23 protein-coding genes are annotated in these 18579 nt (G+C 67.0%); 10 read left to right on the top strand and 13 right to left on the bottom strand.

All coding sequences use genetic code 11. From position 1 onward, the window contains the following. Nucleotides 1-4: 4 nt before the first annotated feature. From V3G39_01620 to V3G39_01610, 3 genes are all read right to left on the bottom strand, one after another. Entirely contained in the window at nt 5-1195 is a 1191-nt protein-coding gene (locus V3G39_01620; protein ID XAS76759.1) for a phosphatidylserine decarboxylase, read from the bottom strand. A 186-nt stretch (nt 1196-1381) separates the two neighbouring features. Further along, nucleotides 1382-2023, bottom strand: coding sequence for an SGNH/GDSL hydrolase family protein (locus tag V3G39_01615; protein ID XAS76758.1), 642 nt, complete (start codon nt 2021-2023; stop codon nt 1382-1384). 65 nt (nt 2024-2088) lie between these two features. Further along, nucleotides 2089-2427 (bottom strand): rhodanese-like domain-containing protein, encoded by a 339-nt coding sequence (locus tag V3G39_01610; protein XAS76757.1) that lies wholly within the window; start codon nt 2425-2427, stop codon nt 2089-2091. A 22-nt stretch (nt 2428-2449) separates the two neighbouring features. Here V3G39_01610 and pdxY point away from each other — a divergent pair, with 22 nt between their 5' ends. The 8 genes from pdxY to hpnE all read left to right on the top strand — a co-directional run bounded on the left by pdxY (nt 2450) and on the right by hpnE (nt 10463). Then, nucleotides 2450-3295, top strand: coding sequence for a pyridoxal kinase PdxY (gene pdxY / locus V3G39_01605; GenBank protein ID XAS76756.1), 846 nt, complete (start codon nt 2450-2452; stop codon nt 3293-3295). Next, nucleotides 3292-4461: a multidrug effflux MFS transporter gene (locus V3G39_01600; protein ID XAS76755.1), complete on the top strand. Its 1170-nt coding sequence runs from the start codon at nt 3292-3294 to the stop codon at nt 4459-4461. The genes pdxY and V3G39_01600 overlap by 4 nt, the downstream gene beginning before the upstream one ends. A gap of 145 nt (nt 4462-4606) precedes the next feature. Next, nucleotides 4607-6334, top strand: coding sequence for an acetolactate synthase 2 catalytic subunit (ilvG, locus tag V3G39_01595; GenBank protein XAS76754.1), 1728 nt, complete (start codon nt 4607-4609; stop codon nt 6332-6334). A 16-nt stretch (nt 6335-6350) separates the two neighbouring features. After that, on the top strand, nt 6351-6584 hold the full coding sequence (locus V3G39_01590) for an ACT domain-containing protein (protein XAS76753.1): 234 nt from the start codon (nt 6351-6353) through the stop codon (nt 6582-6584). 90 nt (nt 6585-6674) lie between these two features. Next, the gene (locus tag V3G39_01585) at nt 6675-7382 is read left to right on the top strand and encodes a L,D-transpeptidase family protein (GenBank protein ID XAS76752.1); all 708 of its coding nucleotides are present in this window, start codon (nt 6675-6677) and stop codon (nt 7380-7382) included. A gap of 44 nt (nt 7383-7426) precedes the next feature. After that, nucleotides 7427-8284, top strand: coding sequence for a squalene/phytoene synthase family protein (locus V3G39_01580; protein ID XAS76751.1), 858 nt, complete (start codon nt 7427-7429; stop codon nt 8282-8284). Beyond that, the gene (gene hpnD / locus V3G39_01575) at nt 8281-9141 is read left to right on the top strand and encodes a presqualene diphosphate synthase HpnD (GenBank protein XAS76750.1); all 861 of its coding nucleotides are present in this window, start codon (nt 8281-8283) and stop codon (nt 9139-9141) included. Before V3G39_01580 ends, hpnD begins: the two co-directional genes overlap by 4 nt. Then, a complete protein-coding gene (hpnE, locus tag V3G39_01570; GenBank protein ID XAS76749.1) occupies nt 9138-10463 on the top strand; it encodes a hydroxysqualene dehydroxylase HpnE in 1326 nt (441 codons plus the stop codon). The genes hpnD and hpnE overlap by 4 nt, the downstream gene beginning before the upstream one ends. 54 nt (nt 10464-10517) lie before the next feature. Here hpnE and V3G39_01565 read toward each other — a convergent pair whose 3' ends face one another. From V3G39_01565 to V3G39_01525, 9 genes are all read right to left on the bottom strand, one after another. Beyond that, a complete protein-coding gene (locus tag V3G39_01565) occupies nt 10518-11408 on the bottom strand; it encodes a PRC and DUF2382 domain-containing protein (GenBank protein ID XAS76748.1) in 891 nt (296 codons plus the stop codon). Between the two features lie 44 nt (nt 11409-11452). Further along, nucleotides 11453-11632, bottom strand: a complete 180-nt coding sequence (locus V3G39_01560; GenBank protein XAS78157.1) for a CsbD family protein — start codon at nt 11630-11632, stop codon at nt 11453-11455. A 17-nt stretch (nt 11633-11649) separates the two neighbouring features. Further along, nucleotides 11650-12240: a hypothetical protein gene (locus tag V3G39_01555; protein XAS76747.1), complete on the bottom strand. Its 591-nt coding sequence runs from the start codon at nt 12238-12240 to the stop codon at nt 11650-11652. Next, the gene (locus V3G39_01550; protein ID XAS76746.1) at nt 12237-12791 is read right to left on the bottom strand and encodes a DUF6286 domain-containing protein; all 555 of its coding nucleotides are present in this window, start codon (nt 12789-12791) and stop codon (nt 12237-12239) included. Before V3G39_01550 ends, V3G39_01555 begins: the two co-directional genes overlap by 4 nt. Beyond that, nucleotides 12788-13186 (bottom strand): Asp23/Gls24 family envelope stress response protein, encoded by a 399-nt coding sequence (locus V3G39_01545; protein ID XAS76745.1) that lies wholly within the window; start codon nt 13184-13186, stop codon nt 12788-12790. The genes V3G39_01550 and V3G39_01545 overlap by 4 nt, the downstream gene beginning before the upstream one ends. Further along, entirely contained in the window at nt 13179-13364 is a 186-nt protein-coding gene (locus V3G39_01540) for a DUF2273 domain-containing protein (GenBank protein ID XAS76744.1), read from the bottom strand. The genes V3G39_01545 and V3G39_01540 overlap by 8 nt, the downstream gene beginning before the upstream one ends. Nucleotides 13365-13662: 298 nt before the next feature. Then, on the bottom strand, nt 13663-14004 hold the full coding sequence (locus V3G39_01535; protein ID XAS76743.1) for a hypothetical protein: 342 nt from the start codon (nt 14002-14004) through the stop codon (nt 13663-13665). After that, the gene (locus V3G39_01530) at nt 13994-14431 is read right to left on the bottom strand and encodes an Asp23/Gls24 family envelope stress response protein (protein XAS76742.1); all 438 of its coding nucleotides are present in this window, start codon (nt 14429-14431) and stop codon (nt 13994-13996) included. Before V3G39_01530 ends, V3G39_01535 begins: the two co-directional genes overlap by 11 nt. Nucleotides 14432-14510: 79 nt before the next feature. Next, nucleotides 14511-15515: a YihY/virulence factor BrkB family protein gene (locus V3G39_01525; GenBank protein ID XAS76741.1), complete on the bottom strand. Its 1005-nt coding sequence runs from the start codon at nt 15513-15515 to the stop codon at nt 14511-14513. Between the two features lie 195 nt (nt 15516-15710). Here V3G39_01525 and V3G39_01520 point away from each other — a divergent pair, with 195 nt between their 5' ends. Then, a complete protein-coding gene (locus V3G39_01520) occupies nt 15711-16535 on the top strand; it encodes a TetR/AcrR family transcriptional regulator (protein XAS76740.1) in 825 nt (274 codons plus the stop codon). A gap of 17 nt (nt 16536-16552) precedes the next feature. On the opposite strand, the gene V3G39_01515 is transcribed toward V3G39_01520, so the two are convergent. Next, the gene (locus V3G39_01515; GenBank protein XAS76739.1) at nt 16553-17644 is read right to left on the bottom strand and encodes a GNAT family N-acetyltransferase; all 1092 of its coding nucleotides are present in this window, start codon (nt 17642-17644) and stop codon (nt 16553-16555) included. Between the two features lie 166 nt (nt 17645-17810). Here V3G39_01515 and V3G39_01510 point away from each other — a divergent pair, with 166 nt between their 5' ends. Next, the gene (locus V3G39_01510) at nt 17811-18578 is read left to right on the top strand and encodes an ABC transporter ATP-binding protein (GenBank protein ID XAS76738.1); all 768 of its coding nucleotides are present in this window, start codon (nt 17811-17813) and stop codon (nt 18576-18578) included. Nucleotide 18579 lies beyond the last annotated feature (1 nt).

Genomic DNA, 18579 nt, shown 5'->3' with positions numbered 1-18579 from the left:
CTGCTCATTCGATGCGGGCGATGACGCTGCCGACATGCCGTAGCGCCTTGTCGGTGTCGATCTGCGGGTTCCGACCGGCCTGGAAGAGCACGATGATGTCCGAGCCACCGAACTGGAAGTAGCCGAATTCGGCGCCTTTGGTCAGGGTCGTGTCCTTGCCGGCGGTCATGGTGACGGACGCGACGTGGGACATCCCTACGGGGACCACGGCCACGATGCCGACGTCGCCGCACTCGGAGTCAGTGGTGTCGAGGGTGAGCGCGCCGTGTACCTGGGTGAACTCGTAGCCGGTTTCGGTGCTGTCCATGGACTGCAGTTCGTGATCGGCGAGGTCGACCTCCATGTAGACCGTTCCGGAGATCACGAACGATTCCTTGACGGTGCCGGCGACCGGGGTGTGGAAGCGGTGGTATGACGAGGGCGGCAGCATGTAGTGCACGAAGGTGCCCCCCGCGAACGCGTCCGCATATTCGCTGCTTTTCAGGAGGTCTTTGATGTTGCCGTAGGTGTGGGTCTGCTTGATGGTGGTGGCGGGGATGTTGGACTCGTCGTCGATGTCGTAGATGTGTTTGAAGAGGCAGTCCGCCGGTGAGGTGACCACGTGGTTGTCGCCCGGGCTGGTGATGGGGCGCAGGCCCGGATTCAACTCGCGGGCGAAGAACTGGTTGAAGGTGAGCCACCCGCTGGGCGCGTTCGGGTGCCCGTTGACCAGGGACTCCCCGATCGTGTACTCCGGAGCGTTCTTGATGAAGGACTCCAGAATGTCCTGGTTGAAGGACTGGGGGCTGTCCAGGAAGCTGCCCCACTGGCGGGCGAACTGGGTCAGCCAGTCCCCGAACGCGTCGTTGTTCTGGAGCGTGGAGCTCTTGTCGTCGCCGACCTGCTGGTCGACCAGCCAGAAGAAGTGCGCCAGCCTGATGCTGACCTCTTTGGCGTACCGCTCTTCCGGTGCGGTGTCCTTCCAGGCCGCGTCGTCGCTCTGTTGCGGCACCCAGGCGATGAAGGAGCGCAGGTACGCGTCATATCCATCAAGGTCCGTGGGCCAGTCCAGCGCGGCCAGGATCTTGGGGTCCAGGTCCTGGTGGGCGCGATCACTGGCTTGTTTCAGGGATTGTTCGACCATCCTCGTGAGGTCATTGCCCTCACGTTCGAGCATGGTGTGCAGGTCGGTGACGATCTGATCGGACTGAGTCACGGTTCTCCTCGATGCGGGTGCTACATAGGACAATATTTGCAGTATGCAATAAATAGTACGCCTCTGTGCTTCCCCTGCGAGCGGTTGATCGGTGTGGTCTGCCTGATCGCCACGATCATCAGCAAGGTGACGTCGAACCGCCGCCGCTGAGCCAGGCAGGCCACGTGCGCTGCGCACACCAACTGCTCATGCGAGCACATCCAGCAGGGTCGGCTCGAACGCTGTTGCGATCCCGGCGTATCCGGCGTCGTTGGGATGGAAGTAGTCGGCCGCGAGCAAGCCACGCCACGACGTCGGACCGGTGACCCGCAGGTCGCACATCACGATGGCTCCCGACGCGGCGGCTGCTTCGACATGCACATTGGCGCGGCCGGCGGCCTTGGTGGGTTGGGGCAGAGTCGCGACGATGGTGCCGCGGGGTACCCGGGCCACCAGGTGCGCGTAGGCCCCCGACAGGGCGGCACGGCGCGCACGCCCACCGAAGAGGTCGTTCGAGCCGACCATCACGGTCACGACGTCGCCCGGGCGAACCCCGATCTGCTCCAGCGCCGGGAGTTGCTGGTCCAGCACGTCGGACACGCAGGCGCCGTTGGCCGACAGATTGAGCACCTGCAGGTCGTGGCCGCTCGCAGCCAGTCGGCGAGCGAGTTGGCCGACCCATCCGGCGTCGTATGCGCTGGCGCCGATGCCCTGCGACATCGAGTCACCGAGCACGATCCACCGCCGCCCCGCCGTCTGCAGTGTCGCGATGTTGCCGGCGTGCCACGCATCCGCGTACGGATCGGCCTGACTCCACACGTCGGCCACCCCCGGAATCACGGCGCGCATCGCGCGTACGACACGACCGGGGCCGCGTCCGGTGCGGTTGTCGTACGCCAGGTGCGGTTGCCCGCTCAGAGCACGTGCGGGTTGCTGAAGGCGGTGTTCGCAGCGGTCATCGGCTTGCCCGCCGACTCCCACGCACGCATCCCGCCATCGACGTTGACGACGTCGAAGCCCTGCTGGGTCAGCCACGCCACGGCCTGCGAGGAGCGGCCCCCGGATCGGCAGACGACCGCAAGGGTGCTGTCATCGGACGGCAGGTCGCTCAGCCGGGTCGGCAGGTCGCCCAGCGGAATATGCACGGCACCCGGCGCGTGACCTGCATCCCATTCGTTCTGCTCGCGCACGTCCAGCAGCACGGCGTCGTCGGACAACTGGGCAGGAGTGATGTCGTCGCTCATGTCTCCCATTCTCCCGCATACGCTGACGCGGGTGAACGTGCTCTCGATCCAGTCCAGCGTCGCGTACGGTCACGCGGGCAACAGCTCTGCGGTCTTCCCGCTGCAACGCCTCGGGCACGAGGTGTGGCCGGTGCACACCGTTCACTTCTCCAACCACACCGGGTACGGCCACTGGCGCGGAATCGTCTTCGACCCGCAGGTCGTTGCCGACGTGATCACCGGTATCGAGGAGCGCGGCGTCCTGGGCACCTGCGACGCGGTGTTGTCCGGATACCAGGGCGACCCGGCCGTCGGGGAGGTCGTGCTGGACGCCGTGGCCCGGGTCAAGGCCGCGAACCCGGCCGCTATCTACTGCGCCGACCCGGTGCTGGGCGACGTGGGCCGTGGCTTCTACGTCCGGCCCGGCATCCCGGAGTTCATGCGGGACGCCATTGTGCCCGCTTGCGACATCCTGACCCCCAATCAGTTCGAGTTGGAATACCTGACCGGCACCGTGATCGGTTCAGTGGCCGACCTGCTTGCCGCAATCGAGGCATTGCGCCGGCAGGGCCCGGCCACGGTCCTGGTCACCTCGGTGCAGACCGACCGGACGCCGGCGGGCTCCCTGCAGATGGTCGCGGTCGGGCCGGACGGCGCGTACTGCGTCACGACGCCGAAGCTGCCGATACAGGTCAGCGGTAGCGGTGATCTGACCACGGCGATCTTCCTCGCCCGGCTGATGACCGACGGTCTCGCAACTGCGCTGGCCAGCACTGCGGACTCGGTCTTCGCGGTCATCGAAGCGACCGATCGGTCCGGATCGCAGGAATTGCAGTTGATTGCTGCTCAGGATGCGATCGCCGTGCCCAACGGCAGGTTCGAGGCAGTCGCGTTGTGACGAGGTCCGCTACGCAGACAACGCCGCGCGGCCTGTTCATTCTCGCCCTCGGTGTGCTGTCGGCGTTCGGGCCGTTGTCGATCGACCTCTATCTGCCCGGTCTGCCGCAGGTCGCCCAAGATCTGCAGGTCTCACCCGGTGGTGTTGCGCTGACATTGACCGCGTGCACGGTCGGGTTGGGTGCGGGTCAGTTGATCGTCGGTCCGCTATCGGACCGGTGGGGCCGCCGCGCGCCGCTGCTGGCCGGCGTCGCGCTCTTCACCGCCTTCTCCGTGGTCTGCGCCCTCGCGCAGACCCTGCCGTTGCTCGTCGGCGCCCGATTCGTGCAGGCGCTCGGCGGGTCGGCGGGCATCGTGCTGGCCCGGGCGGTAGCGCGGGATCTACGGTCCGGACCGGAGTTGGTTCGGCTGTATTCGTTGATGTTCGCCGTCAACGGGCTGGCCCCCGTGCTCGCGCCACTGCTCGGCGGCCAACTGATGCGCGTGGCGTCGTGGCGGATCGCTTTCGTGGCGCTCGCAGTGCTCGGCGTGCTGATCTTCGCGCTCGTCGGGCGAGTGGTGCCGGAGTCGCTACCGAGTGCGCAGCGCCACCAGGGCGGGATCGCACATGCTGCAGGTGCCTACCGAATGCTGCTGCGCGACCGGCAGTTCGTCGCCCAGGTGTTGATCGGGGCATTTGCCTTCGCGGCTCTCTTCGCCTACATCTCGGCGGCGCCGTTCGTGCTGCAGGACCACTACGGCTTCTCCGAGCAGCTGTTCAGCGTGGCGTTCGCAACGAACGCCGTGGGGCTTGTCCTCGGCACGCGGGTGGCCGAGCGAGTGGGCCTGCCGCGCGGCCTCGTTGTGTTGCTGACCGGATCAGTGGCCGTCCTGCTGAGCGGACCGACCGGCCTCGGGCTCGCGCTGCTGCTGCCCGGATTCTTCGCCGTCGGCACGGCGATCGGGCTCTGCCAGCCCATCGTGACCGCCCAGGCGATGCAGGCACACCGGCACGCCGCCGGAGCCGCCTCGGCCCTGCTCGGCGCCACCCAGTTCATCATCGGCGGGGCCGTCGGGGCAGTGGCTGCTCACGGCGCTTCGAACGGTCCGCTACTGCTCGGGGTCATCATGACGCTGTGCGCCGTAGTCGCCATCGTGATGGCGGCCGTCGCGCGGCCAGGGGGTTAACATGAGGGCGTGAGCAACGAGAGACGTCTGATTATCGGTCGGCGCGCGGGGATCTGATCCGCAGCCGGTTGACACCGCGCGCCCATCACCCACCGGTGATAGGGCGCTTTTTTAATCTCCAGACCAGAGTTACAGAGGACCAGCCATGATCCAGGACCTGCTCGACAGCCCAGTTCCCGATGCGGCGTCGACCGAGGCATCGACCACGACCGAGGCATCGACCACGACCGGCGCGCGCTGGATCACGCGCAGGCTGCGCGAGCTCGGCATCCGCACGGTCTACGGGTACCCCGGCGGCGCGATCATGCCGCTCTACGACGCCCTCTACGACGGTGGACTGACCCATGTTCTGACGCGGCATGAGCAGGCCGCCGCCCTCGCCGCCATCGGGCACGCGCGCTCCAGCGGACAGGTCGGGGTCTGTATCGCCACGTCGGGACCGGGTGCCACGAATCTCATCACCGGCCTCGCCGATGCGCTGCTGGACTCGGTGCCGATCGTCGCGATCACCGGGCAGGTCGCGTCCCCACTCATCGGCACCGACGCCTTCCAGGAGGTCGACGTGCTCGGCCTGTCGCTGAGCTGCACGAAGCACAGCTATCTCGTACGCGATATTGCCGACCTGCCGCGAGTGCTGGACGAGGCTTTCGACATTGCCCGCAGCGGGCGCCCTGGGCCCGTGCTCATCGATGTGACCAAGGATGTGCAGCTGGCGGCGATGCCTGTTCCGGCAGCTGCAGCGACCGTCGGCCGATCCGAGCCGGCGGCCGTCGACGCCGTGGCCATCAGTGCGGCCCGCGAGCTGATCCTCGCGGCGCAACGCCCGATGCTGTATGTGGGTGGCGGTGTCCTGGCAGCCGGCGCGATCCAGGAACTACGCGCGTTCGCACAGTTCAGCGACATCCCGTCGACGTCGACCGTCAAGGGCCTGGGCACCGTCGGAGGCGACCGGCCTCTGCATCTGGGCATGCTCGGCATGCATGGCACGAAGGCGGCGAACCTGCTGGTCCAGGAGTGCGACCTGCTGATCGCCGTCGGCGCCCGTTTCGATGACCGTGTCACCGGGCATGTTCCCGGCTTCGCGCCGCTCGCCAAGGTCATCCACCTCGATATCGACGCGGCCGAGGTCGGCAAGATTCGCGCAGCCGACGTCAGCATCCTCGATGACCTGCGGTGGGTGCTGCCGCAGCTTGCGGTACGCCCGTCGATCGATCCCTGGCGGCAACGGGTGCGTGAGATGGCGGCGGTTCACGGATGGCGCTACGACCACGCGGGGCCCGGCATCTACGCACCGGCCCTGCTCAAGGAGCTGTCCGACCGGATGCCGGCGCGCACGGTCGTCACGACAGATGTCGGGCAGCACCAGATGTGGGCCTGCCAGCACGTCAGCGTCGAGCACCCCAGTGACTTCATCACCTCCGGCGGCCTCGGCACGATGGGATTCGGCCTGCCGGCAGCGGTCGGAGCGCAGCAGGCCAGGCGCGAGGACATGGTCGTGTGTGTGACCGGCGACGGTTCGATCATGATGAATATCCAGGAACTGGCGACCCTGGGGCGCTACGACCTGCCGGTGAAGATCGTGCTCCTGGACAACCAGCGGCTGGGGATGGTCCGCCAGTGGCAGGAGCTGTTCTTCGACGGCCGCTACAGCGAAACCACGCTGGAGGACAACCCCGACTTCGTCGCGCTGGCCGCGGCGTTCCGGATCCCCGGCCGACGGATCGAAGCCAAGGAGGAGGTCGCGGAGGGCATTGCCGACCTGCTCGGCGCGCCGGGAGCATTCCTGCTGCAGGTGTCGATCGATGCGCAGGAGAACCTCTGGCCGCTCGTCCCGCCCGGCGCCAGTAATACCCAGATGATGGAGCAGGCGTGATGCTGGGGCAGGCGTGATGGCGATCGCCCACCTGGAGGTCGTGGCCCGTTCGACTCCTGAACTGCTCGAGCGGATCTGCCGGGTGCTGCGCCACCGCGGCGCCACGCTGGAGCACCTCGTGTTCAGCACCGCAGACGAAAGGGTGCGGATTGAGCTGAGTGCGCGCCTGCGCGGGGATCCCGATCTGATGGTGCGGCAACTGGAGCGCCTACCCGACGTGGAGACCGTCTGCAGGTTCAACACGTCGTGACCATCCTGTGATCAACCAACTCTGTCGTAGCGGCGTCCTACCATAGACAGACCGGTTTCGCCGGTGACATCGCACACAGGGGAAGAAATCATGACCGCTATCGATCGCCGAACCCTCCTCGCCAGCGTGGCCGGCACCTCGGCCCTCGCCGTTCTGGGGGCCACTGCGCTCGCCGGCCCGGCCGACGCGGCGACCGCCGGTCGCCCCACCTTGCGGATGGGCTACAAGGGCAACTGGGTCCGCTCAGCGCAGCAGTTCATGTCCGATTCGGGGTACTGGCTGGGAGCGGTCGACGGCTCCTTCGGTCCGCTGATGCAGCAGGCGGTGTGGGCCGTACAGAAGAACCGCGGGTTGCCGCGCGACGGCGTCGTGGGCCCGGCGACCTGGGACGCCATCGCTATGCGGTACCGCGTGTGGCCGCGTTACTCCGGCGACCACATCGAGGTCGACAAGGCGCGCCAGCTGCTGATCGTGGCGCGCGGGGGCCGCGGCCTCGTCACGCTGAACACCTCGACCGGGTCAGGTCGGGCCTTCACCTACTACGGGCGCCGGATGGTCGCGAACACTCCGAGTGGCACCTTCAGCATCTACCGCAAGAACACCATTGGATGGGAGTACGGCGCGCTCGGGGGGCTCTACAAGCCCTTCTACTTCAACGGCGGCATCGCAGTGCACGGCGCGCCGAGTATCCCGCCCTACCCCGACTCGCACGGCTGCTGCCGGGTGTCGACCAGTGCGCAGGACTACCTCATCTCCAGCGGCGCGCTGCAGATGAGTGAGCGGGTCTACGTCTACTGAGCGAGGATGGGCAGACCGAGCCGCCCGACAGTCAGGTTCCCTTCATGTCACCCCAGCATCGCGTCGCCGACGGCGACATCGACGGGAGGGCCCGCTCGGAGAATTTTCCGGTAGCGCTGCGGGTGTTGCCTCGTCGCCACCGTGAGGCCTTGAGCCGTATCTACGACGTCGCGCGTCATATCGACGATCTCGGTGACGTCGTGCAGGGTGACCGGGTTGCTCAGCTGACCTCGTACGCCGTGGACCTGCGGCGTTGCGCGGCCGGCTCCGGGCAGCTTCCGCAGGATCCCCGGCTACGCCGACTGCAGCCGTTCGCCCTGAAGCTGGATCTACCGCTGGATCAGTTCGATGCACTGATCCGGGCAAACCTGATGGACCAGCGGGTCACGACCTACCAGACCTTCGCGGATCTGCTGGACTACTGCGCACTCTCAGCGCATCCGATCGGGCGACTGGTTCTGGCTGCTTTCGAGCAGCACGGCACCATCCGGGAGCAACGCTCGGACAAGGTGTGCGCCGCACTGCAGATCCTCGAGCACTGCCAGGACGTCGCGGAAGATCACGCGCAGGGTCGGGTCTACCTACCTGTCGATGATCTGGTCCGGCGGGGTCTGTCGGGCGCCGATCTGGCCCTGCCCGAGCACCGGGGTGCCGCCCGCGCCGTCGTCCTGGAGCAGGTCACCCGGTGCCGCGATCTCCTGGTAGCGGGCCCTGAACTGGTGGCGGACCTGCGAGGATGGGCTCGTATCGCGGTTGCGGGATTCGTCGCGGGCGCGCTCGCTACGGCCGATGCCATCGAGCGCAGCCACGGGGAGGTGTGGGACGCCGTACCGAGTCCGCGCCGCGTGGATGTCCTGCGGCATGCGCTGCGGCTGCTGATCACCGAAAGGAAACCTGCGTGACGATCGAGGCTGCGTACGACGAGTGCGAGCGGATCACCCGCGAGGAGGCCCGCAATTTTCACTACGGAATCCGGTTGCTCGCGCCACCCCAGCGCCGGTCGCTCTGCGCGCTCTACGCGTTGGCCCGGTTGATCGACGACATCGGTGACGAGGACGCTCCGCTCGCGGTCAAGACCGCCGAACTGGAGGCCGTGCGTGCCCGGCTGGGCGATCTGGACAACGCCACCGATCCGGTCCTCGTGGCGGTCCGCGACAGCGCGCAGCACTTCCCGGTGCCCCTGGAGGCATTCGGGGAACTGATCGACGGGGTCGAGACGGATCTGGAGGGTGTGCACTACGACACCTTCGATGAGCTGACGCTCTACTGTCGCCGGGTCGCCGGGTCGATCGGCCGACTGTGCCTGTCGATCTTCGGCAACGACGCCGACCCCCGCGCATCGCTGTACGCCGACCAGCTCGGTATTGCACTGCAGCAGACCAACATCCTGCGGGATATCCGGGAGGACCTGCTGATCGGTCGGATCTACCTGCCCGCCCATGAGCTGGAGCGCTTCGGTGTCGAGCTGCGACTGGACGAGCACGGCGCATTGGCCGATCCCGATGCCCGGCTGGCCGAGTACATCGCCTTCGCTGCAGGCCGCGCCGATCACTGGTACCAGCTCGGTGAGCGCCTGCTGCCGCACCTGGACCGCCGCAGTGCCGCCTGCTGCTCGGCAATGGCGCAGATATACCACCGACTGCTGCTGCGTATTCGCGAGAACCCCACTCAGGTGTATGACGCCCGTCTCTCGCTGCCTGCGTTGGAGAAGGGCCGCGTTGCGATTGGGGCGCTCAGCCGGGCAGTGCTGCCCCGGTGAGGGTGGCCGTGGTCGGCGGTGGTCTGGCCGGGATAGCTGCCGCACTGCGTCTCGCCGATGACGGCGCTGAGGTGACACTGCTGGAATCGCGCGCAAAACTCGGCGGGCTGACCCATTCCTTCCGACGCGGGCAGCTGTGGGTCGACAACGGCCAACACGTCTTCATGCGGTGCTGTACGCAGTACCTGTCCTTCCTGGACCGGCTGGGCGTGCGCGATCAGACCGCGCTGCAGGACCGGCTCGACGTGCGGGTGGCGAGTGAGCTGGACCCGCGGGTCAGTCGACTGCGTCGCAACGGGCTGCCGGCGCCGCTGCAGTTGGGCGCTGCGCTCGCGCGGTACCGGTGGCTCCCGCTCTCGCAGCGGGCCCGCGTCGCCCCGGTGGCGCTGGCGATGCGGCGACTCGACGTGCGTGATCCTGGCGTCGACGGGCAGAGTTTCGGTGCGTGGTTACGTGAGCGGGGCTGCAGCGACCGGTCCATCGAGGCCGTCTGGGAGCTGATCGGCAAGGCGACGATCAACGCCGGCGCGGACGACAGCTCGCTTGCGATGGCGGCGACGGTATTCCAGCTCGGCATGTTGAGCGACCGTGCGGCCGCCGATATCGGCTGGGCCACGGTGCCGCTGCAGCAGTTGCACGGCGACGCTGCCGCGACCGCTCTGGGCGGCGCCGGGGTGTCGGTGCTGTTACGGGCGAAGGTGAGTCAGGTCGCGCCCTCGCCCACCGGCTGGAACGTCCGTACCGCCGACGGCGAGACGACGTTCGATGCGGTCGTCCTGGCGGTTCCGCCGACAGCGCTGGAAAAGATCACCGATCTGCAGCAGCTCGGCCTGCCGCCGGATCTGGCGCAGCGGCTCGGTTCGGCGCCGATCGTCAACCTGCACGTGATCCTGGACCGTACGGTGCTGGACGGCGAGTTCATTGCCGCCGTCGACAGCCCGCTGCAGTGGGTCTTCGACCGTACCGAAGTGTCGGGGTTGACGCACGGGCAGTATCTCGCGGTCTCCATCTCGGCGGCGGAGGACCTGGTCGACACCCCGGTGGCGCAGTTGCGCGAGTGGGCGATGCCGCACCTGTGTGCCCTGCTGCCCGGTATGAGCGACGCAACCGTGCTGGACTTCTTCGTTACCCGCGAGCCGGACGCGACGTTCCGCGCCGCCCCGGGCAGCGGCGCGCTGCGGCCCCCCGCGAGGACCCCTGTCGACGGACTGGTCCTCGCCGGCGCCTGGACCGATACGGGGTGGCCCGCGACGATGGAGGGCGCAGTCCGTAGCGGCCACGCTGCGGCGGCTGTCCTACGCGCGAGGTACCCAGAGCGATGAACGAAACGCGCCGCAAACTCCATCGGAGATTGCGGCGCGGATCGTCCTACTGGGTCAGCGGCGGTCGTCGCCCTCGGCACCATCGGTGTCGATGCGCTCCTTGCGGACCTCTTCGGTCACTTCCTGCTCACCGGTGACTGTCTCGGTGTCGAGCCGGACCCGCTCCACCGGAACGGTCTCCTTCTGCACGACGGGCTGCTCGGCGTGCAGGGTGACCTCGTGCTCTTCTTCGGTGAGGTCGTTGCCTCGGACCGCGTCACCGCGGTTCTCCTCGGTGATCGGCTCGCGTACGACGCGGACCTCTTCATGGCTGACCGGCACCGTGGTGGTGACGTTCTCGGTCACGATGTACTTGCGCAGTCGCGCCCGGCCGGTCTCGACCGATTCCGTGCCGACCCGGACCTGCTCCTCCGAGCGGGTCATCGCCTCGTCGGTGGTCGGACCTGAGGTGTCATGGCCTACGACGCCTGCTTCGTCGCTCCGGTCATGCCGGTCGTCGCCGACGTGGTCATGACCGTCGTGGTCGTGATCCGCGTGATCGGCGTGGTCGGCGTGGTCGGCGTGGTCGGCGTGGTCGGCGTGGTCGGCGTGGTCGTGATCGTTGGTGCCGGCAACTCCAGCGGCAGGGGTGCCGTAGTCAACGCCGTAGTACTCGTAGAGCTTGCGCTCTTCGTCGTGGTCCAGGTGCTGGTCGGCGTCGACGCGGGGCGCGTCCTTGATCTTGTCCTTGGTGTAAGGCACCTTGACGTCGTCGCCGTCGACCTCCGCGTCGCGTAGCGGGATGAAGGTCTCAGAGTTGCCGAACAACCCCGTCTTGACGGTCACCCACGCGGCGTTACCGGACTGGTCGTCCAGGTAGACCTGGCCTACCGAGCCGACCTTCTTTCCTTCGGAGTCGATGGCGTTGCCGCCGGAGATGGACTGGATCTGGTTTTCGGAGATCACGAACGTGGTCCTTTCGAGAAACGGATGGAACGGGTCGGACGAGTTCAGCTCTTGAAGGCGTCCTTGATGTTCTCGCCGACCTTTTTCACCGACGCCTTGCCCTGGTCGGCCTGACCTTCGGCCTTGGTGCTGTCGTCACCGGTGGCGTCGCCGGCGGCTTCTTTGCCCTTGCCCTTGAGGTCTTCGGCTGCGTTGGATGCCTTGTCTGCGATTCCCGTGGGGATCTCTTTCCTCTGGTGTGTCAGGACACCCGGATGGATGACCTGTCGGGCCGGGCGCTGCGACGCGTCCGGGGCTCGGTGAGCAGGACGCGCGCGGTGACGCCCTGGTCGGGGAAGGCGGACCGCAACTGCGAGTGCAGGGTGCGGACGGCTTCATCGATGCTGGTGCCGTCGGCGCACTCGTCCAGTTGCGCGGTCAGCAGCAGGGCCCTGGCCCCGTTCAACTCGGTGGTCGTCGCTGTGACGGACGTGAACGGGCCGAGGTCCTGGAAGGATTTCGCGACGGCGCCGGACAACGACGACGTGTCGAGGGTGACGGTGCCGTGTTCGCTGCTCTGTGGCATCTTGACGGCCTTGGAGGTTGTGCTGCGCGTGTGTGCGAATAACCACCACAGCCCGATCAGTCCCAGGGTGAGGGCCACGAGCGCGAACGCCCAGGGCCACCAGCCGCTGGCGGTCCACGACGGCAGCGAGCCGAGCGAGATGCGCTTCGGATAACCCGAGAAGACGAGCCGGTAGCGCCAGTCGATCAGTGCCAGACCCAGCACGAGCAGCAGCAGCGCCACAATGATCGTGGCCAGTCGGTCGGTCTTGAACGGTGCCCGGGTCATGCCCCGACCTCCGTGGCGGAAACCTGCACGCGCAGGTCGCTGAGGGAGCCGATACGCGTGGCGATGAGCTGCTCGGCAGCTGCGACCGACCGGTCGCGGTCAGCGCCGGGTGTGGTGTGCAACGCAACCTTGATCCGACGCCCGGAAACTTTCGGTGTGGCGTGCAGGACCCCGGGGGCGTCCTCCGCTGCAGACCTGGCCAGTGCGCAGAGGACAGCGGGGGTGACCCATACGTCACCCGCTTCTTCGCGGTCGGCCACGGGGCGATGGGTTGTGCGTCGCGGCCGCAGCGAGACGACGAGCAGCAGCAGGCCGAGCAGCAACGCGGCCACCGCGAGCGGTACCACCCAGTCTGCGCGGGTCGTGCCGTCGACGGCGTCGACGGCGTCTCGCGTCCACGAATTTCCCGGAGCCCAACCCTGCGTGACGAAGAGGTCGTGGATACCGACGACCGCGAGCGCTACGAAGAGGATCGCCACGATCGTGCCGGTGACAGCGGCCGCAGGCGTCGCCCGGGGTGGGTTCTTGGCTGTGAGTGCATCCTGGGTCATTGCACCCTCCTTCGCGGTGGGCCGACCTGGCCGGCGGACAGTACGTGCACGGTCACGTCCACTCGCCGAACCTCGCTACCGGACAGGCGGGTCGCTTCGGTGAGCACCTGGGACCGGACGTGGGCGGCGATGGACTCCACCGGGCTGGGCCACTGCACGGCGATATCGAGGCTGATCCAGGTGGTGGATCCACGGACGCTGGCCTGCGCGTTCGGGTAACCCCGGCTCCGTAGCTTGTCCAGCGTGTTGGCGAACCGGACGGTGCCGGGTACCTCATCGGCGATGATCTCCACGAGGTGTTCGATCGCGGCTGTCCGGATGTCCAGTACGCCGCGTGCGGCAGGATCAGACCGCTTTCCGCCGGCCGCCTCAGTCACCTCAGCCACCTCAGCCACGTCGGTCACGCTGCTGCGGCATGATCCGGGACAGGTCCAGATCGCCGTCCAGGTGTGCGCCGACGACGTAGCCGATGACACCGAGGACCAGGGCGACCAGGAAGCCGTAGAAACCTCCGACGATGATCGCGACAGCCATCAGCAGGCCGGCCAGGAGGCCTAGAGCGGAACGGTTCATGGACTGTTCTCCTTGCAAGAAGTGGTGCGGAAAAAGGTGGGCTAGAGCCGGCCGTACCGGCGGGCGCCCGGCCAGCCGCGGGGGAGCCGGGTCCGGATGGTGCTGGCAGCGCGCCCGGCTCGTCGTGTGAGGGACGACAGGGTCCGGTTTCGGGTCACGACGTGTAGGTCGCCTGCGCCGGTCGCTTGCTTGAAATGCGCATCTACCCGAGCCATTGCCGCAACGTATTCCCGTGTGTCACCGCCCATGTCCGGGTGCAGCCGACGAGCGACCGCCCGGTGCGCCTTCGAGCGTTCGCTCACAGCGAGGTCTCCAGTCGTGGCGTTGACTTCGGCGCCACGTCCTCGATGGTGACGTCGACGCGACCAGGTGCTACTGCCTGCACGGATGCACGTACCGCGTCGGCTGTAGTGAGAGCCGCAGCTCCCCAGGCGAGCACGATGTGGATGTCGTATCCGCCATCTGCATCGTGCTTGTCCGGCCTGGCTCGGATGCCGTTGACCCGGCGCCCGGGCAGATAGGTGGCCACCTGTCCGACGGCGCCTGCGTGCAGGTCGTGGACGCCGGGGGTGGCGAGCACGGCGTGCGCGATGATCTCTGCCCGATCGGCTGTGGCGGCGGGGGCGGATTCACTCGACACGGGACTCCGCGCGGTTGTCGTTCTCACCCGTTCCGTCGTCGAGGAAAACGTCGTGCACGGTGATGTTGACCTCCGTTACTTCCAACCCGGTCATCGACTCCACAGTGCTGATGACATTGCGGCGGACGCCTGCTGCCAGGTCGGCGATGGCAACGCCGTACTCGGCGACGAGGTCGATATCCACTGCTGCCTGTCGCTCGCCGACCTCGACGGTGACGCCCTGGGAGTGGTTGGTGCGTGATCCGGGGATCCGATCACGTAGCGCTCCGACTGCGCGCGCTGTACCGCCGCCCACGTCATGCACGCCGGCCACCTCGCGGGTGGAGATACCGGCGATCTTGGCGACCACCGTGTCGGCAATGGAGGTGCGCCCCTGAGGGGTGACCAGAGGGCTGTTGTCCTTGACGTCGGTCTGATTGTTGCTCATGTGGGAGATCCTTCGATTGTCGGGAAATGGTCCTGATGGGTGACCTACCCATGTTGCGTACTCCGTACGCAAATATTTTCTAACTGCCCATCTGGCGGCGTCGGATGTCGGCCGCCTCTGCGGCCTCCCGCTGCTGCGGCTCGTCGAGTTTGCGCGTGTCGCGTAGTTCCGCAAACGGCTCCACGTCGTCGTCCAGGCCCGCCTGGATGGCGCGTTCACGCTGGGCCTCCGCATTGATCTCGGCACCTAGTAGCAGGGCGATATTCGAGATCCACAGCCAGACAAGAAAGATGATGACGGTTGCGAACGTTCCGTAGGTCTTGTTGTAGGAGCCGGAGAAGGAGACGTAGACCGCGAATAGCGCTGAGGCGATGATCCACCCGACGACGGCAATCACCCCGCCGAGGCTGACCCAGCGCAAACCGGGTTGCTTGACATTGGGGCACGCCTTGTAGAGCAGCGTGAACATCAGGCTCACGATGATCAGCAGAACGGGCCACTTGGCAATTTCCCACACCAGCAGCGCGGTGTCACCGATGCCGAACGCCGTGCCGAGCTGCGAGGCGACGGGGCCCGTTGCGATCACCATCACCGCGCTCACCGCGAGCATCACGACGAGGGCCAGCGTCACCAGGAAGCGCACCGGGGCGGTCTTCCAAATAGGTCGACCCTCCTGCACGCCATAGATCACATTCGAGGCGCGCATGAACGCCGCGACGTATCCCGATGCGGACCACAAGGCCAGCGCGAGGCTGATGATCAGCGCGATTCCTGCCGCGCCCGCCTTGCCCTGCACCTGGTCGATGATCGAGGTGAGGACGTTGGTGACGCCCCCCGGCGCGACGGCCGAGATGTTCTTGACGACGTTGTCGGTCTGGTTCTTGCCCAGCAGGCCCAGCACCGAGACGAGCGCCAGGATCGTCGGGAAGATCGCCAGGATCCCGAAGTACGTCAGCGCAGCTGCGAAGTCGGTGACGTTGTCCTGCTTGAACTGCCTGGCGGCTCGCTTCGAGATCGCGAACCACCCGGCCTTCGGAATGTCGGTGGGCTTTGCGGGTGCGGGTGCATCATCGGAGTGGCTCATCGGTGCCTCCTGCTCATGGCTCGATCATGGATGCGTCGACCGCGTTATGTACACCGTACGCAAATTTGCGTACGGTGTACATACGCAGGGTGGACAGCTGCCTTCGGTGTACCCGATCTACCGGGCTCCTACACTTCGCAGGAATGTCAGGTGCGCGGATACCTGACCGCACTGATGCATGCGTGGAGGTGAGCGATGAGCACAGACGGTGGGGACCCGGTCCGGAGTTCGCGGCGCCGGCTGACGACCGAACAGATCGTGACCGAGACGCTCGCTTTGGTCGATGAGCAGGGAATCGCGGCTGCCTCGATGCGCTCGGTTGCCCGGCGTCTCGGCGTGCGGGTCATGACGTTGTACCGGTATGTGGACAACCGCGAGCAGTTGTTCGATGCCGTGGTCGACCACATCGTCGATGAGCTGGGCGATGACGCCGACATCCTGCAGGAGGTAAGCAACGACGACTGGGCGGCCTACCTCACCAGCCTCGCCTGGGGGGTGCGGCGGTATGCCCGGGCGCATCCGCATGCCTTTCCGCTGGTAGCCACCCGTCCGCCCAGCGCGCCATGGGTCAACCCGCCGCTGCGGTCATTGCGCTGGATCGAGACGATGCTGGAACACCTCGGCGACGCGGGATTCTCCGACGACGACGTGCTTTTCACCTACCGGACATTCAACAGTTTCCTGCTCGGCTACCTGCTGCTGGAGACGAGCCAGATGGTGATCGACGACCCCCTACCCGGGGACGGTTCGTTCCAGGCGGGCGACGACAGTGGCGACCACGACCCGGTCGATCCCGCTGACCCGGTCCCCGGTTCGATCAGCGCGACCCGGACGACGCAGGAGCGCGAGGAGGTGGCCGATGCCGACGATCCCGCTGAGCTGGGCGACCTGGATCAAAACACCTATCCGGTCATTCACCGATTGCGCGTCGGTCTGACCGAGAACCGGTTCGAGGAGGAGTTCGGCGCCGGGCTGGACGTCCTGATCACCCGGATCGCGCAGCGGCGGGCAGGTTCATGACTCGGGCAGAGTCGTGATCAGCGCAGCGGTTGCCCGTCCAGGCGGCGGGTCATGTCGACATCATCGCGGTCACCGAAACTGAACCGCAGTCCGCCGGGCACTCTGCCGGTCTCGACGTACCCGCACTTCTCGTAGAACTTCTCCAGTCCGGTGCCACCGCGGTAGGAGATCTGCACCAGTTCGTAGTCGTTCGCGCGGGCTGTCGCGTGTAGCGCGCCCATCAGTAGCCGTCCGAGGTTGGCGCCTCGGTGCTGCGGGTCGGTCATCACCCGCTTGAGGGTGCATCGGTGCCGCGCCACGGACCCCAGGCCGACCACGAAGCCGAATCCGAGTAATTCACCTGCTACTGAGGGGTTTTCGAGCGAGGCCGGTGTCGCAGCGTGCAGCCGCACCAGCGTGGTGGTTGGACCGTCCAGGTGGAGATCCAGAGTTCGCTTGACCGCGCCGCGCGGTGCCCCCCGTTCGAAGCCAACGGAGCCACCGGTCTCGATGACCGCGCACCACAGGTCGAGCAGCTCGTTGTATTCCGATGTCCCCACCTGCACCCCATCGACCCGTACGACCGGCGTCTGCAGGTGGCGGGTCATTTCGTTGCCGGCAGGCTCGTGCGGGCGCCACCAGGTGCCCGCGTCGGTCAGCCCGGCGCGGTAGGCGGTGCGCAGCGAGGGCGTGTTGCGGGGGGCGATCCGAGCCACCACAGGTAGGTCGGGCCACCATTCGGCGGCGAACGAGGTGGCAGCGCGGGTCATCTCCCGACCGAGTCCGCTGCCTCTGACTGTTGGGTCGAGGCGGTAGGACAGGTTGAGATACCGGGTGCCCTCGTGCTGCAGCTCGTCGACACCTCCGATGCCGACGGGGCGCCCGTTCTGCTCGGCGATCCAGTAGCCGATGCCCTGGATTTCCCACCTGCGAACCCACGCGTGCAGATGCTGGGACGCGGTCGTGAGGTCGGGGAACGGCGGCTCGTACGTCAGCTCGTACCCGGACGGATCGGTATGCCAACCCAGGATTCGCTCGTCGTCGGCGTCGTGTGCGGTCAGCGGGCGGAGCGTGAGGCGCTCGGTGTGGACGGTGGTGACCGCCCGGGGCGGTCGCGGGCCGGTCGGCATATAGGCAACCTAACCCCTCCGACGAGGAGCCTGCTGGACGCAGCAGGCCCGTCGCTGATCGTGTCGGTGGCACCTGATCGTGTCGGTGACATAGGTGACAATCATCCTGGGAGCTTCCCGACAACCGGCATGACCGGATCTCGCCTGCCACTGAAAGACTGACGCCATGGCCGCCACTGACACCCGGACAGCACGGCATGCACAGCCACCCCAGGTCGCGGCGCGTGCCGTGGACCTGGTCAAGACCTATAACAGCGGCACCAACGAGGTGCGGGCTCTTGACTGCGTGAGCGTCGATCTGGCCCGCGGTGAGTTCACCGCCATCATGGGGCCGTCCGGATCGGGCAAGTCGACGCTGATGCACTGTATGGCCGGCCTGGACTCCGTCACCTCAGGAACAGTCAGCATCGGTGATGCCGAACTGTCCGGCCTGTCGGACAACAAGATGACCGCCCTGCGTCGCGACCGGATCGGTTTTGTCTTCCAGTCCTTCAACCTGGTGCCAACTCTCACCTCGATCGAGAACATCACGCTGCCGATGGATCTGGCCGGCCGGGCACCGGATCAGGAGTGGCTGGATTCGGTGATCGACACCCTCGGTATCCGCGACCGGCTCGGCCACCGGCCCAGCGAGTTGTCGGGCGGTCAGCAGCAGCGGGTGGCGTGTGCGCGGGCACTCGCCTCCAAACCCGACATCGTCTTTGGTGATGAACCGACCGGAAACCTGGATTCGCACTCCTCCGCGGAGGTGCTCGGCATCCTGCGGCGCTCGGTCGATGACCTGGGCCAGACCGTGGTGATCGTGACCCACGATCCGCGTGCCGCGGCCTACTCCGACCGGGTGCTGTTCCTCGGCGACGGCAAGATCGTGGATGAGATGCGCGACCCGTCCGAGGACAAAGTGCTGGACCGGATGAAGAATCTGGAGCGTTGAG

The organism is Dermatophilaceae bacterium Sec6.4 (assembly GCA_039636865.1).
In the GTDB taxonomy this organism is placed as follows: Bacteria; Actinomycetota; Actinomycetes; order Actinomycetales; family Dermatophilaceae; genus Allobranchiibius.
Note: the sequence above shows the minus strand (reverse complement) of the source record. Positions and strands in the feature narration are given on the sequence as shown.

Bases quoted from the DNA above. Each gene is read 5' to 3' on its own strand.
- V3G39_01590 (XAS76753.1), top strand. From the start codon at position 6,351: ATGGCGATCGCCCACCTGGAGGTCGTGGCCCGTTCGACTCCTGAACTG.
- V3G39_01610 (XAS76757.1), bottom strand. From the start codon at position 2,427: ATGGGAGACATGAGCGACGACATCACTCCTGCCCAGTTGTCCGACGAC.
- V3G39_01530 (XAS76742.1), bottom strand. From the start codon at position 14,431: ATGAGCAACAATCAGACCGACGTCAAGGACAACAGCCCTCTGGTCACC.
- V3G39_01510 (XAS76738.1), top strand. From the start codon at position 17,811: ATGGCCGCCACTGACACCCGGACAGCACGGCATGCACAGCCACCCCAG.
- ilvG (XAS76754.1), top strand. From the start codon at position 4,607: ATGATCCAGGACCTGCTCGACAGCCCAGTTCCCGATGCGGCGTCGACC.
- V3G39_01525 (XAS76741.1), bottom strand. From the start codon at position 15,515: ATGAGCCACTCCGATGATGCACCCGCACCCGCAAAGCCCACCGACATT.
- V3G39_01540 (XAS76744.1), bottom strand. From the start codon at position 13,364: ATGAACCGTTCCGCTCTAGGCCTCCTGGCCGGCCTGCTGATGGCTGTC.
- V3G39_01520 (XAS76740.1), top strand. From the start codon at position 15,711: ATGAGCACAGACGGTGGGGACCCGGTCCGGAGTTCGCGGCGCCGGCTG.
- V3G39_01615 (XAS76758.1), bottom strand. From the start codon at position 2,023: ATGCGCGCCGTGATTCCGGGGGTGGCCGACGTGTGGAGTCAGGCCGAT.
- V3G39_01550 (XAS76746.1), bottom strand. From the start codon at position 12,791: ATGACCCAGGATGCACTCACAGCCAAGAACCCACCCCGGGCGACGCCT.
- V3G39_01580 (XAS76751.1), top strand. From the start codon at position 7,427: ATGTCACCCCAGCATCGCGTCGCCGACGGCGACATCGACGGGAGGGCC.
- V3G39_01585 (XAS76752.1), top strand. From the start codon at position 6,675: ATGACCGCTATCGATCGCCGAACCCTCCTCGCCAGCGTGGCCGGCACC.
- V3G39_01515 (XAS76739.1), bottom strand. From the start codon at position 17,644: ATGCCGACCGGCCCGCGACCGCCCCGGGCGGTCACCACCGTCCACACC.
- V3G39_01555 (XAS76747.1), bottom strand. From the start codon at position 12,240: ATGACCCGGGCACCGTTCAAGACCGACCGACTGGCCACGATCATTGTG.